Origin of the sequence: Altererythrobacter sp. B11 (assembly GCF_003569745.1) — a bacterium.
Classification (GTDB): Bacteria; Pseudomonadota; Alphaproteobacteria; order Sphingomonadales; family Sphingomonadaceae; genus Croceibacterium_C.
Genome location: NZ_AP018498.1, coordinates 1,891,876 through 1,904,554, shown reverse-complemented (window position 1 = coordinate 1,904,554; position 12,679 = coordinate 1,891,876). Strand labels below are relative to the sequence as shown.

Below are 12,679 nucleotides of genomic sequence, written 5' to 3'. Positions count from 1 at the left end.
AGATGTGCGCCCGCGATGTCAACGTGTTCTACGGTGACAAGCAGGCGATCGATTCCGTTTCGATCGACATCATGACCGAATATGTGACTGCCTTCATCGGCCCATCGGGCTGCGGCAAGTCTACCTTCCTGCGCACGCTGAACCGGATGAACGACACGATCTCCAACGCGCGGGTGGAAGGCACGATCGAACTAGACGGGGAGGACATCTACCGCTCCAGGATGGACGTGGTGCAGCTGCGCGCCCGTGTGGGCATGGTGTTCCAGAAGCCAAACCCCTTCCCCAAGTCGATCTATGACAACATCGCCTATGGGCCGAAAATCCATGGCCTGGCCGAAGGCAAGGCGGATCTCGACACCATCGTCGAGAAGTCGCTTCGCCGCGCCGGCCTGTGGGAAGAGGTCAAGGATCGGCTGAACGATTCGGGCACAGCGCTTTCCGGGGGCCAGCAGCAACGGCTGTGCATCGCCCGTGCGATCGCGGTGCAACCCGAAGTCATCCTGATGGACGAGCCCTGCTCGGCCCTCGATCCGATCGCCACGGCGAAGATCGAGGAATTGATCGACGAATTGCGTGGCCGATATGCCATCGTGATCGTTACGCACTCAATGCAGCAGGCAGCGCGGGTTTCGCAGCGGACCGCCTTCTTCCATCTGGGCAAAATGGTGGAATACGGTCAAACGTCAGACATATTCACGAATCCCCGCGAAGAGCGGACCAAGGATTACATCACAGGCAGATACGGTTGATGGCAGAGCACACGGTCAAGGCGTTCGACGAGGATATCACCCGCCTGCGCGGGCTGATCGCCGAAATGGGTGGCCTGGCCGAAGTCGCCATTCATGAGGCGATGGAAGCGCTCATGAATGGCGACGAGGAACTCGGTCGCGAGGTCGTGAAGCGCGACAAGAAGCTCGATTCGCTGGAGATGGAAGTCGACACCATGGCGGTGCGCATGCTCGCCCTGCGTGCGCCTATGGCGGATGATCTGCGCGAGATCATCGCGGCGCTCAAGATCGCCGGCGTGGTGGAGCGAATCGGCGATTACGCCAAGAACATCGCCAAGCGCGTCGGTCGCATCGAGGGCCGCCACCGCTTCGAACCGCTCACGCTGATCCCCGCCATGGGCGAACTCGCGGCAGAGATGGTGCATGACGTGCTGACCGCCTATGCCGCGCGCGATCCCATCGTGGCGCGCGAGGTGATCGAGCGCGATGACCGGGTCGATGCCTTCTACGACAGCATCTTTCGCAATCTCGTCAGCTACATGGTGGAAAATCCGGCCACCATCAGCAGCGCGGCGCAATATCTCTTCGTTGCCCGCAATCTGGAGCGGATTGGCGATCACGCCACCAATGTTGCCGAAATGGTGCACTTCGCCGCAACCGGCGCTTATCCGGATGATATCGATCGTTGACCCATTCTTGTCGCAAGAATGTAATATGACAGTGGTTATGGGCTGACTCGAAAGGGGTAAGCACCGTGTCCGCACCCAAGCTGCTGCTCGTTGAAGACGATCACGCTCTAGCCGAACTTCTCGAATACCGTTTCGAGAGCGAAGGCTATGATGTCCGTGTCACCGCCGATGGCGACGAGGCGCTGGTTTTCGCCTCGGAAGACGCACCCGATCTCGTCATCCTCGACTGGATGATCGAAGGGACGAGCGGGATCGAGGTGTGCCGCCGCCTGCGGCGCGACAAGGCCACCGCTCATGTGCCGATCATCATGCTGACCGCCCGCGAGGCGGAGGACGACCGGGTGCGCGGGCTGGAAACCGGGGCGGATGACTACGTCACCAAGCCTTTCTCCCCGCGCGAACTGCTCGCCCGCGTCTCCGCCGTGCTGCGCCGCGTGCGCCCGGCGCTGGCCGGCGAGACGATCGAGGCCGGGGACATGAAGCTCGATCCTGTTGCCCACCGGGTGGAGCGGCGCGGCCGCCAGTTGCAGATCGGGCCGACGGAATATCGCCTGCTCAAGTTCTTCATGGAGCATCCAAGGCGGGTGTTCTCGCGCAGTCAGCTGCTGGATGCGGTGTGGGGCACCGGCAGCGAGATCGAGGAACGCACGGTGGACGTGCACATCCGGCGGCTGCGGAAGGCGATTACCATCGAACATGGCAAGGATCCCATCCGCACCGTCCGCTCCGCCGGCTACGCGCTGGAACCGGTCTGAGCGGCGAAGCTGTTGCCAGCGTCGCGCTGAGTCAGGCTTCCGGCTTGGCGTGAAGCGCGTGGGAGACCGCTTCCATCGGCTGTGACAACACGCCAGCAACCGCATAGGCGACCCCGACTGCAGCCATGCCCGCCACGCCAGCGATGGCGATGAACTGAAAGGCGCGGCCGAAGCGAATGCTCGCTTCCTGCCGCTCCTTCGTGCTGGGCCGGTAGACTGCCCTGGCCTCCCGCCCCCGCGAGTTGCGCCGTCGATCGCCGGTGCGCTTGTTGCCCGATGCCGGCGGCTTCATCAGATCGTCCAGTTCGATCCGGTCCTGCGCTTGCAGACCGAAGCGATCCAGCGCGCTCCACGCCACCCGCCCAATCACCACATAGCTGCCGCGGCGAAGCTCCACGTAGCTCCCGCGCGGCGGCGGCTTGTCACAAACCGCCATGATCCCGCGGGAGGAGACATTGCGGATATCCGCATCCCCCCAGCCAAGATCGGTCTTCAGGCGGGCGGGGATGCGAACCGGCTTCCGTGGTTCGCGGGGCTTGGGCATGGTTCGATGGCGCTCCTCTATCCTGCGGATAGCAGCGATAGATAAACAAGAACTTAGCCCGCACCCGTCATCGGCATACGCCGCCGAACCCGCGCGCTTCCTGGTCGAGATGGAAGTGATCGGCATGGGCCGCGTTGTAATCGGGCGAGAGGACAGTACCGAACACGTCGCAGGCGCCGTCACGCACGCGATGCAGGAAGGCGGCGTCCTCCCCCTCCCCATCCCAGTCGCCCACCACGCTGATCCGGCGCCCGTCCTCCAGCACGAAGGCGGCGATGTCGATCGCATTGCCGGTCGCATGCTCGCTCCAGGCGCCGCTATCGCGCCCATAGATGCGCCGGCAGCTATAAGCGCCGAAATGCTCGATCCGCGCCACGGGCGAGCCGAGGATCTCACGCGCGGCCGGTTCCACTGCCCGCCGCAGCCACAACTCCAGCCCCGCCGCCACGGCACAGCTGGTGGCGGGGCGACGGGGGCTGAGCGGCGCGTCGGAAAGCACGGTGCGGTCGTCCCGCCGGCACTCCCCTTCGCCCACCGGGTCGAGCGCGGCGAAGGCCACGCCGCTGCGTTCCAGCACCGCGCGGCATTCAGCAGGGTCGCTCCGCAAGGCCGCCAGCTTGCGCTGTGTGGCCCAGCCGGGCGGATCGTCGAGGTCGAGCGGCGCCCAGGGATTGTGCTCCGGATGGTCCTGCAACCAGCCCCGCACGGCGAGCCCCAGCGCCCCGAGCACTAGCAAGGCAATCAGGGCACGGTCGAACCGGAACCGGCCGATGCGGGTGGACAATCTCATCCTCAATGGAAGTCGCGGGACTTCGGAACGATCCGGGCATCGCGCGGATGGCCCTGCCGCCAATCATGCGCGCGGCTGCCCTGCAGCGGCCGGTTGACGTGATCGCCGCGATCCATGTCCGGCTTCAGCAGATCTTCCGACAGGTGGTGCAGCTGCGCGGTGGCATCGTGCAGGTGGTCGGCAATCACATGCAGCACGCCATCTTCATATTCCACGCGCCCGCGTATCTCCACCAGGCGCGCCCCCATGACGATGCGGCGATAGCGCTCCATCACATGGGGCCATACGATGACATTGGCGATCCCCGTCTCGTCCTCCAGCGTGATGAAGCAGACGCCCTTGGCGCTGCCGGGACGCTGGCGGATCAGCACCACGCCGGAAACCTTCACCATGGCGCGGTATTTGCGGCTCGTCAGTTCACTGCACCGGGCAAAGCCGCGCTGGGCCAGCCCGGCCCGCAGGAAGGCCATGGGGTGAGCCTTCAGGCTCAGGCGCAGCGTCTGGTAATCGGTGACCACCTCCTCCGACAGCGGCATATGCGGCAACGCCGCCTGCCGCCGCTCCGCGCCTTCCGCGCGCGTTTCCGCATGAACGAACAGCGGCAGGTCGGGCGCGGCGACGATGCTGCGGGCATCCCACAGGGCCTGGCGACGCGACAGAGCGATGGAGCCGAAGCAGTCGGCAGAGGCCAGCTTTTCGATATGCGCCGGGATCAGCCCGGCCCGCTCGCGCAATTCGGCCACATCACGGAAGCGTCCGCCCTTCGCCCGCGCGGCCAGCAGCCGCGCGGCGGCGTGGGCGGGAAAGCCATCCACCTGCCGGAACCCCAGGCGCAGGGCCATCTGCCCATCAAGCGAGGTGCTGCCGGAACCTTCGCCCTCGGTCTTCTCCAGCGTGCAATCCCATTCGCTGCAATTCACATCCACCGGCAACACCGTGCCCCCATGCTCGGCAAGATCGCGCACGATCTGCGCCGGGGCGTAAAACCCCATGGGCTGCGAATTGAGCAGCGCGCAGGCGAAGCCCGCCGGATAATGGCATTTCAGCCAGCTGGAGACATAGACCAGCTGGGCAAAGCTGGCGGCGTGGCTTTCGGGAAAGCCATATTCGCCGAAGCCCTTGATCTGGTTGAAGCAGCGCGCGGCGAATTCGGGGTCATAGCCGCGCTCCACCATGCGGCCGACCATCATGTCCTCCAGTTCGTGCACCATGCCGCGGCTGCGGAAGGTGGCCATGGCCTTGCGCAGCCGGTTCGCCTCCTCCGGTTTAAACTTTGCCGCATCCAGTGCGATCTTCATCGCCTGTTCCTGGAAGATCGGCACCCCCAGCGTGCGCCCGAGGATGCTCGAAAGCTCGTCCGGCGGCCCATGCTCGGGCGCAGGGGCGGGAATCGCCACCCGCTCCTCCCCCCGCCGTCTTTTCAGATAGGGGTGCACCATGTCGCCCTGGATCGGGCCCGGCCGCACAATCGCCACCTGGATCACCAAATCATAGAATTCACGCGGGCGCAGCCGGGGCAGCATGTTCATCTGCGCACGGCTTTCCACCTGGAACACACCGAGCGAATCCCCCTGCCGCAGCATGGCGTAGGTTTCCGGATCCTCCCGCGGCACCGTGGCCAGGGTCAACGCCCTTCCGTGATGCTCTTCCACCAGATCGAGGCATTTTCGGATGCAGGTCAGCATGCCCAGCGCCAGCACATCCACCTTCAGGATGCCCAGCGCGTCGATATCGTCCTTGTCCCATTCGATGAAGCTGCGATCGGGCATGGCGCCATTGCCGATCGGCACCGTATCCGTCAGCGGGTTTTCGGTCAGGATGAAGCCGCCGACATGCTGCGACAGGTGACGCGGCATGCCGATCATCTGCTCGGTCAGCTTCAGAACCCGCCGCAAATGCGGGTCCGACAGATCCAGCCCGATTTCGGCGGCATGGCGCGCGGCCACTTCCTGCCCATAGCTGCCCCATACCGTGCGGGCGAGCGCGCTGGTGACATCTTCCGACAGGCCCATCGCCTTGCCCACTTCGCGGATCGCCATGCGCGGGCGGTAGTGGATCACCGTAGCGCACAGGCCCGCGCGATCGCGGCCGTAGCGACTGTAGAGATGCTGGATCACCTCTTCGCGTCGCTCATGTTCGAAATCGACGTCGATATCCGGGGGTTCGTTCCGCTCTTCGGAAATGAAGCGATCGAACAGCAGGGCGTGCCGGGCCGGATCGACCGAGGTGATGCCAAGGCAATAGCATACGGCCGAATTGGCGGCACTGCCGCGGCCCTGGCACAGGATTGGCGGTTCCTGCCCCCGGGCAAAATCGACGATCGCCTTGATGGTCAGGAAATAGCGGGCAAGCTTGAGCTTGCCGATCAGCGCCAGTTCCGTGCCCAGCGTCTCGGCCACGCTGGCGGGCACGCCTGCGGGATAGCGCCACTCCGCCCCTTCCCGCGTCAGGACTTCCAGATGCTTCTGCGGCGTGCGACCTTCGGGATAGACCTCCTGGGGATATTCATAGCGCAGTTCCTCCAGCGAAAATCGGCAGTTATCCGCCACTTCGCGTGACGCCACGATGGCATGGGGCCAGCGGTGGAACAGGCGGCACATCTCCTCCGGCGATTTCAGGTGCCGTTCCGCATTGGCGTGGAGGAGATAGCCCGCAGCGGCGACCGTCGTCTTGTGCCGGATCGCCGTCATCACATCCTGCAGAGGGCGCCGCTCCGCCGCATGGTAATGCACATCATTGGTCGCCAGCAGCGACAGCCCATGGGCGCGCGCCAGTGCATCCAGCCGTTCGATCCGCGCCACATCATCGCCGCGATAAAGGAAGCTTGCCGCGACATGCCGCAGGCTGGGCAGTCGCTCCACGAGCGCGGGCAAGACCTCCGCCAGCGATCCACGCGGCGGCACCAGCCGCAAAGGCGATGAAAACGCCTGCTCTCCCGCCAACGGAGCGGTGCCCAGATCGAAGCTCTGATCCAGATCCTCCGGCGGCAGGAGGATCAATTGCAGCCCCTCGGCACGCTCCGCCAGCATGGCCACGGATATTTCGCAGACCCCCTTTTCCTGCCACTCGCCTTGCAGGGTCTCCATGCGGCCGGCAGAGATGAGCTGGCACAGCCGGCCATAGGCTGCGCGATCCACCGGATAGGCAAGGAAGGAAAAACCTTCCACCAGTTCTAAGCGGCAGCCGATAAGTGGCTTCAACTTCAGCGTTTTTGCTTCCGTATGGATGCGAACCACGCCGGCCATGGAATTGGCATCGGCAATGCCGATCGCATCATAGCCAAGGGCGCGGGCCGTGGTGACGAGGTCCACCGCATCCGACGCGCCGCGCAGGAAGCTGAAATTGCTCATCAGCCCGAGTTCGACAAAGGGCGCGCGTGGCGGCGGATCGATCAGGGTGGGATCGATCTCGATCCGGCGCTTGCCGGGCGTGGTCGGGATATCAGGCATGCGCCCGCCCGATTATCCGGATGAAATCCTGCGGATCATTAGCCGGTCAATTCGGCCAGACGTTCGGCCACGGCGGCAAGATCGGCCTGGAACAGCCGCTCCTGCTCGTCCCTGGCTTCATCCTTGAGCCGCAGCAGATAGGACGGATGGGCGGTGACCCACAATTCGCTGCCATCCTCCAGCGGATGGGGCTGCCCGCGTGCGCGGGAAATGCTCACTGTCTTGCCCAGCATGGACCGCGCCGCACTGGCACCCAGGGCCAGCACCAGCCGGGGCTGCACGATCGCCCGTTCTCCTTCGATCCACCAGCGGCAGATGTCGATTTCCTTGGCGGTGGGCGAGTGATGCAGCCGGCGCTTGCCCCGCGGCACGAATTTGAAGTGCTTCACGGCATTGGTGAGATAGGCGGCGTTGCGATCTATCCCGGCGCGTTCGAGATGGGCATCGAGCACCCGGCCTGCCGGGCCGACGAAGGGCCGCTGCGCCAGATCCTCCTGATCGCCCGGCTGTTCCCCCACGATCATCAGCGGGGCATCCTGCGGACCCTCCCCCATCACTGCTTCATTATCCAGATCGCCGATGGGACAGCGGCGGCATTGATGGATCGCCTTGTCGATCGCGGCCAGAGTTTCCGGCCGCTCCCCCGCTTCGCTTGCTCCGGCTTTCACCATGGCTGCCTCGCGCTGCTGCGCCCCGGCGACCAGCTCGGGGATGAGGGCCGCCTCGGGCATGTTCTTCCAGTATTTGCGGGGCATTTCCTTGAGCATGGCCCCAATCTTCAAACGCGCCGGATTGAAGATCGATGCATAATATCTGCGCCACAGATCCTCCGCCGGATCGCCCCCGGGCGCATCGGAACGCTGGGCTGGCGGCCCTTCCACCAGCGCGTCCCCATCCCAGTGAAGCGATCCCGCAGGGGTAAGGATGGACCAGCGCATATTGGCGAAGCGGCGGACGAAGAAGCCGGCATTGGTGCGCAGGATGTGATGCTCCGGCTCAAACCAGGCGACGAAGCGTTCGCCCCCCTCGTCCTCCTCCACCGCCCGGAACCGCACGAAGGCGCGCATCTTGTGGATGTCGCGCCGCACCGAGCGGGCGAAATCCTCCAGCCGGCGCACATCGGCATCCGCCCGGTCTTCCAGCACCTGCCGATTGGCCTGGTGGCGCCACAGCAGCCGATAAAGCAGGGCGAAACGCGCGGGATCGGCATGGCAGATCGCCGTGCGGGCCAATTGCACGAAGGTCTTGCCCGCCCACACCTGCGGAGCATCCGCGGCAGGCACGGGCAGTTCGCCACCCCCTGCCGCGAACAGATCGCCTTCCCCGCCCGGCGCGCACCAGCTTACCCGGTCCGGCGCCACACCGCATTGCACCAGCGCCCGCGCCGCCACGCGCCAGGCGTCGAAATCATCCTGCGCCGGCAGGGTGACCGCATGGCAATGCGGCGTCACGGCAGCCAGCGCATTCATGCCGCAAACAGCTCCAGCTGCTCGGTGCGGGGCGCCAGCAGGCTGCGCAGATCCCCCCGATCGGTGAGCGCTGTCGGCCGCCAGTCGCAGGTGACGAGGAAGGGCCGCAATTTGGCGATGGAGACGGTCAGCTTGGCCACATCCGCCAGCCGCAGGGTTCGGTGCCGACGGGCCAGCAGTATCTGCTCCACCGCGCGCACGCCAAGGCCGGGCACGCGCAGCAGCATCTCGCGCGGGGCGCGGTTCACATCCACCGGGAACTGGTCACGAAACTTCAGCGCCCAGGCCAGCTTCGGATCGATATCCAGCGGCAGCATCCCGTCCTCCCCCGCGGCGGCCATCACTTCTGCCGGGCGGTAGCCATAGAAGCGCATCAGCCAGTCCGACTGATAAAGCCGATGCTCGCGGATCAGCGGCGGGCGCTTCAGCGGCAGGACGGCGCTGGCATCGGGAATGGGGCTGAAAGCCGAGTAATAGACGCGGCGCAGACGGAAGCCTTGGTAAAGGCCGCTTGCCTTGCCGAGGATCTGGGTGTCGCTGGCGCCATCCGCACCGACGATCATCTGGGTGGACTGGCCAGCAGGGGCGAAACGCGGCGCATGGCGGAACCGCTTGCCGGCATCCTTGTGCTCCACCATCGCCGCCTTCATTCCGCCCATCGCCTGCTCGATCTGCCGGGGGTTCTTGTCCGGCGCAAAGCGGGTCAGCCCCGCATCGGTGGGCAGCTCCACATTGATCGAGAGGCGATCGGCATAAAGCCCCGCCCGCAGCGCCAGACCGGGATCGGCCTCGGGAATGGTCTTGAGGTGGATATAGCCGCGAAAATCATGCTCTTCCCGCAGGATACGAGCCGTTTCCACCAGCTGTTCCATGGTATGGTCGGAGCTTTTCACAATGCCCGAGGAGAGGAACAGCCCTTCGATGTAATTGCGGCGATAGAAGCTGAGCGTGAGGTCCGCCACTTCGCGCGGGGTGAAGCGCGCGCGCCGTACATTCGAGCTCTTGCGGTTGATGCAATAATGGCAGTCGAAGATGCAGTGATTGGTCAGCAGCACCTTGAGCAGGGAAATGCAGCGGCCGTCGGGAGCATAGGCATGGCAGATGCCCATGCCTTCGGTGGAGCCGATGCCCTTGCCGCCCTTGCTGTTGCGCCGTGCGGTGCCGGAGGACGCGCAGGAGGCATCATATTTGGCTGCATCGGCAAGGATTTCGAGCTTTTCGATGACGGTAAGCGACTGCATTTGTTCACTATACGTTCCAGCATCGATTCGCCCAAGCGCTTTTCATGCGCAGAGGCCGTGGAGGAACCATTCGGGCAATCCCCCGCGCCCGTCGCCAATCAGCCCTGCGCGATAGATCCAGTAGCGGCGTCCCAAGGCATCCTCGATCCGGTAGTAATCGCGCAGCCGGGTGGTGGACCGTTCACGCCACCATTCGGGCGCCAGCCGTTCAGGCCCTTCCACCCGCGCCACCTCATGCACCGCCCCACGCCAGCGGAACTGCCTGGGATGGCCATCGGGCGTGGCATAAAGCACCGCGATCCGTTCTGCCTTGTCCAGAAGTTTCAATGGCCTGGAATGGAAAGTGAATTCTTCTTGCGAAGGAGCCGCAGCGATGAGCGGGGGCATCCAGGCCTGCGCCCGTTCGGGAATATGGCTGACCTTGGGAGCCGGGCGGCGGACCGCTTTCTCTCCCAGCCGCACCACCAGCCGATCGATACAGGCGGAAAGGCTGGTGCCATGCCGTTCCCCCGCAGCATCCAAATCGCGCTGGGAAAGATGCAGCGTCTCGGTCCAAGCCGCACGCATGCGCAGCATCTCGATGCCAAAGCCCGCCTCCACATCATCCAGCTTGTGTGCGAACAGGCGGCAGATATGCGCCGGATCGCGCATGGGTGCGGCCATTTCTAGCTGGCGCAGGGCAATATCGCCATCCACGCGCCACAGGCCAAGCTCCAGCCGTCGCGCCCCGACGCCCCGCCCTTCCAGTTCGCGCGCCATGTCCGCCGAAAGATCGGCCACCACCTGATCCAGCAAGGCACGGTGGCGAATGGGTTCCAGCAGGCGGCGCTGCACCAGCGGCGGGCATGGCGCAGCAACCGGCAGCAGCGGTTCGGGAATGAGGCCCAGCAATTGGTCCATCCGCAGCAAAGGATTGGCCGCGGGCGAACGCTTGTTGAAGAACCGCCGCTGCACAGAATCTCGTTCAATTCCATTGAGATCGGATAGTTTCTTGAGGCCAAGCCTGCGCAAGGTGACCACCACATCCCCATCCAGCCGCAGGGCAGCGACCGGCAGCCTGGCCAGCATCTCGGGAATCTCCCCCTGCCCGGCCTGACTGCAGGGTAGAATGGCCTGATCCACGCCATGGTGGGCGAGCGCCCATGCCGCCCCAGCCGTTGGAGCGATGGCCGTGCGCACGGTGAGACCGCGCCGCCTCATGTGCCGGGCGACATCGCCCAGCAGCGCCGCCTCTCCCCCGAAGAGATGCGCCACCGCGCTGACATCCACCAGCAGGCCGTCGGGGGGATCGATCGCGCTCCACGGACCCCAGCGTTGCGCCCACAGGGCGAGCGTCTCCAGAAAGGCGAGATCGCCGCCGGGATCGGCAGGCGCCACCTTGATCTGCGGGCACAGGGTGCGCGCATCGGCCAGCATCATGCCCACCTGCGCACCGGCAGCGAGCCCAGCCTCATTGGCCGCTTCTATCCGCGGGCCATGCGCGGTTTCGGCAATCAGTGCCGTGGGAAAGCTATCGGCGGCTTGCCCCGGCGCGCAGCCTTGCCCCAGCCGCCACCGGTCCACCGCCAGCCGCGCCAGCCAGACGGCGAGAATCCGGCGCCCGCCGGCGGGATCGGCAAGAGCGCTCCGGTCAGGATCGGCGGATAGCACGCTGCCCTCACCCTCGCGCCCGCCTGCCGCCCAGGCCTCCGGCACTTTCTTCCCCCGCCGGCACAGCCTGCAGGCGCCCCTGCTCCTCCCACAGCAGCCATTCTCCGGGAGGGTGGCTGCGCGCGCGGAACAGTTCGGCCTGCCAGGCAGGTGTACCGGGCGCGGCCGCATTCCAGCGGGGTGGATCGGAGGGGGCCGAGCGCACCTGCCAGCGCATCCGCGCGGAAGACAGATCAGGCGCCGCATCGTGGCGGACGAGGAACAGCGGCACGCCATGCTTTTCCGCCGCCAGGCTCAGACGCCGGGAGGCGGTGAAATCCAGCGCCCGCGGATTGCCGGCAATCTCCCCGATCACGCAGGCAAGATCCCGGCAACGCAGCCCCTCCTCCAGCGCAAACAGCGCATCTTCGGCCTTGGCGGCAACGACATGGATCACATCGCGACGCAGATCCTCCGGCAAGCCGGCCCAATAGGGGCGACCGGTCAGGCGGATCGAAGCGGCATCCTGCACCCACAGGAAGCTGCGCCCTTCCTCCCTGTCGCAGGGACGGGCTCGCAGGGCATCCCGTGCCAATGCCAGAGCTGCGCCCACGCCGCCTCCTTCGCCGCTCGCGGCGAATATCTCGCTATGCCGCGCCCCTTCCAGCCCGGGCCGCCAGCGCAGGGCGGAGAGGGTGGAAGAAAATGCGGCTGCAGAAGGGAGATGGGGCTTTTCCATGCGGCTTGGACTCTATTGTTCTCTTTATGTTCCAACCTTTCCCGATTCGCAAGGGAGCCCTGCCCCGGCCTCCTCAATTGTCCCCCGCAGAGCCGGGGAGGAACCGATCCGCCCGCAGTCCCGTTGCAGCGGGGACTACTCAATTTTGTCAGGAGCGCCTGAGATGTCCGATACCGAGGAATTGAAACAGAAGTTCTGGAAGGCGCTGGACGACAGCCCCATGCTGTTCCTGCAGCTGGATTCCGACCCGCACAGCGCGGTGCCGATGACAGCCCAGCTGGACAAGCACGCCAACAGCGCGATCTGGTTCTTCACCGGCAAGAGCAACACCCTTGCCCAGGGCGGAGGGGCAACCGCTACCTTCTCCAGCAAGGGGCACGAGATGTTCGCCCGCTTTTCGGGCACGCTGATTACCGAAACCAGTCGCGAACGGCTGGAGAAGCAGTGGAACAGCGTGATCGAGGCGTGGTTTCCCGGCGGGAAGGATGATCCCAACCTGCTGATGCTGCGCATGGATCTGGGCCGGGCGGAGCTGTGGAACAGCGACCTCGGCTTTATCGACAACACCAAGATGCTGCTGGGCTTCGACACGCGCGAGGATGCGCGCGAGGAACATACCGAAACCACTCTCTGACACGCCACGGCA

Annotated in this window: 11 protein-coding genes; 4 read left to right on the top strand and 7 right to left on the bottom strand. The window is 65.3% G+C overall.

The window, feature by feature from the left end; genetic code table 11:
* The first annotated feature begins 2 nt into the window (after nt 1–2).
* From pstB to phoB, 3 genes are all read left to right on the top strand, one after another.
* A complete protein-coding gene (pstB, locus tag AEB_RS09130) occupies nt 3–749 on the top strand; it encodes a phosphate ABC transporter ATP-binding protein PstB (RefSeq protein WP_119084555.1) in 747 nt (248 codons plus the stop codon).
* Entirely contained in the window at nt 749–1,417 is a 669-nt protein-coding gene (phoU, locus tag AEB_RS09125; protein WP_172593041.1) for a phosphate signaling complex protein PhoU, read from the top strand. The genes pstB and phoU overlap by 1 nt, the downstream gene beginning before the upstream one ends.
* A gap of 65 nt (nt 1,418–1,482) precedes the next feature.
* Complete coding sequence (phoB, locus tag AEB_RS09120) at nt 1,483–2,172, top strand: phosphate regulon transcriptional regulator PhoB (protein ID WP_119082909.1); 690 nt, start codon at nt 1,483–1,485, stop codon at nt 2,170–2,172.
* 31 nt (nt 2,173–2,203) lie between these two features.
* Here the strand turns inward: phoB and AEB_RS09115 are convergent, their stop codons facing one another.
* The 7 genes from AEB_RS09115 to AEB_RS09085 form a co-directional block, all read right to left on the bottom strand.
* Nucleotides 2,204–2,716, bottom strand: coding sequence for a PilZ domain-containing protein (locus tag AEB_RS09115; RefSeq protein ID WP_119082908.1), 513 nt, complete (start codon nt 2,714–2,716; stop codon nt 2,204–2,206).
* Nucleotides 2,717–2,783: 67 nt separating this feature from the next.
* Nucleotides 2,784–3,506, bottom strand: coding sequence for an extensin-like domain-containing protein (locus tag AEB_RS09110; protein ID WP_119082907.1), 723 nt, complete (start codon nt 3,504–3,506; stop codon nt 2,784–2,786).
* Between the two features lie 2 nt (nt 3,507–3,508).
* Nucleotides 3,509–6,955 carry an error-prone DNA polymerase gene (locus AEB_RS09105; RefSeq protein WP_119082906.1) on the bottom strand — a complete coding sequence of 1,149 codons (3,447 nt, stop codon included), beginning with the start codon at nt 6,953–6,955 and terminating at the stop codon, nt 3,509–3,511.
* 38 nt (nt 6,956–6,993) lie between these two features.
* Complete coding sequence (locus AEB_RS09100; RefSeq protein ID WP_119082905.1) at nt 6,994–8,424, bottom strand: UdgX family uracil-DNA binding protein; 1,431 nt, start codon at nt 8,422–8,424, stop codon at nt 6,994–6,996.
* On the bottom strand, nt 8,421–9,665 hold the full coding sequence (locus AEB_RS09095) for a putative DNA modification/repair radical SAM protein (protein WP_119082904.1): 1,245 nt from the start codon (nt 9,663–9,665) through the stop codon (nt 8,421–8,423). Before AEB_RS09095 ends, AEB_RS09100 begins: the two co-directional genes overlap by 4 nt.
* A gap of 42 nt (nt 9,666–9,707) precedes the next feature.
* Entirely contained in the window at nt 9,708–11,084 is a 1,377-nt protein-coding gene (locus AEB_RS09090) for a Y-family DNA polymerase (protein WP_231958983.1), read from the bottom strand.
* Between the two features lie 238 nt (nt 11,085–11,322).
* A complete protein-coding gene (locus AEB_RS09085) occupies nt 11,323–12,033 on the bottom strand; it encodes a recA-like protein (RefSeq protein ID WP_119082902.1) in 711 nt (236 codons plus the stop codon).
* Nucleotides 12,034–12,196: 163 nt separating this feature from the next.
* On the opposite strand from AEB_RS09085, the gene AEB_RS09080 reads away from it, so the two are divergent.
* A complete protein-coding gene (locus tag AEB_RS09080) occupies nt 12,197–12,667 on the top strand; it encodes a pyridoxamine 5'-phosphate oxidase family protein (protein ID WP_119082901.1) in 471 nt (156 codons plus the stop codon).
* Nucleotides 12,668–12,679: the final 12 nt, after the last annotated feature.

Bases quoted from the DNA above. Each gene is read 5' to 3' on its own strand.
- pstB (WP_119084555.1), top strand. From the start codon at position 3: ATGTGCGCCCGCGATGTCAACGTGTTCTACGGTGACAAGCAGGCGATC.
- phoU (WP_172593041.1), top strand. From the start codon at position 749: ATGGCAGAGCACACGGTCAAGGCGTTCGACGAGGATATCACCCGCCTG.
- AEB_RS09115 (WP_119082908.1), bottom strand. From the start codon at position 2,716: ATGCCCAAGCCCCGCGAACCACGGAAGCCGGTTCGCATCCCCGCCCGC.
- AEB_RS09110 (WP_119082907.1), bottom strand. From the start codon at position 3,506: ATGAGATTGTCCACCCGCATCGGCCGGTTCCGGTTCGACCGTGCCCTG.
- AEB_RS09105 (WP_119082906.1), bottom strand. From the start codon at position 6,955: ATGCCTGATATCCCGACCACGCCCGGCAAGCGCCGGATCGAGATCGAT.
- AEB_RS09100 (WP_119082905.1), bottom strand. From the start codon at position 8,424: ATGAATGCGCTGGCTGCCGTGACGCCGCATTGCCATGCGGTCACCCTG.
- AEB_RS09095 (WP_119082904.1), bottom strand. From the start codon at position 9,665: ATGCAGTCGCTTACCGTCATCGAAAAGCTCGAAATCCTTGCCGATGCA.
- AEB_RS09090 (WP_231958983.1), bottom strand. From the start codon at position 11,084: ATGATGCTGGCCGATGCGCGCACCCTGTGCCCGCAGATCAAGGTGGCG.
- AEB_RS09085 (WP_119082902.1), bottom strand. From the start codon at position 12,033: ATGGAAAAGCCCCATCTCCCTTCTGCAGCCGCATTTTCTTCCACCCTC.
- AEB_RS09080 (WP_119082901.1), top strand. From the start codon at position 12,197: ATGTCCGATACCGAGGAATTGAAACAGAAGTTCTGGAAGGCGCTGGAC.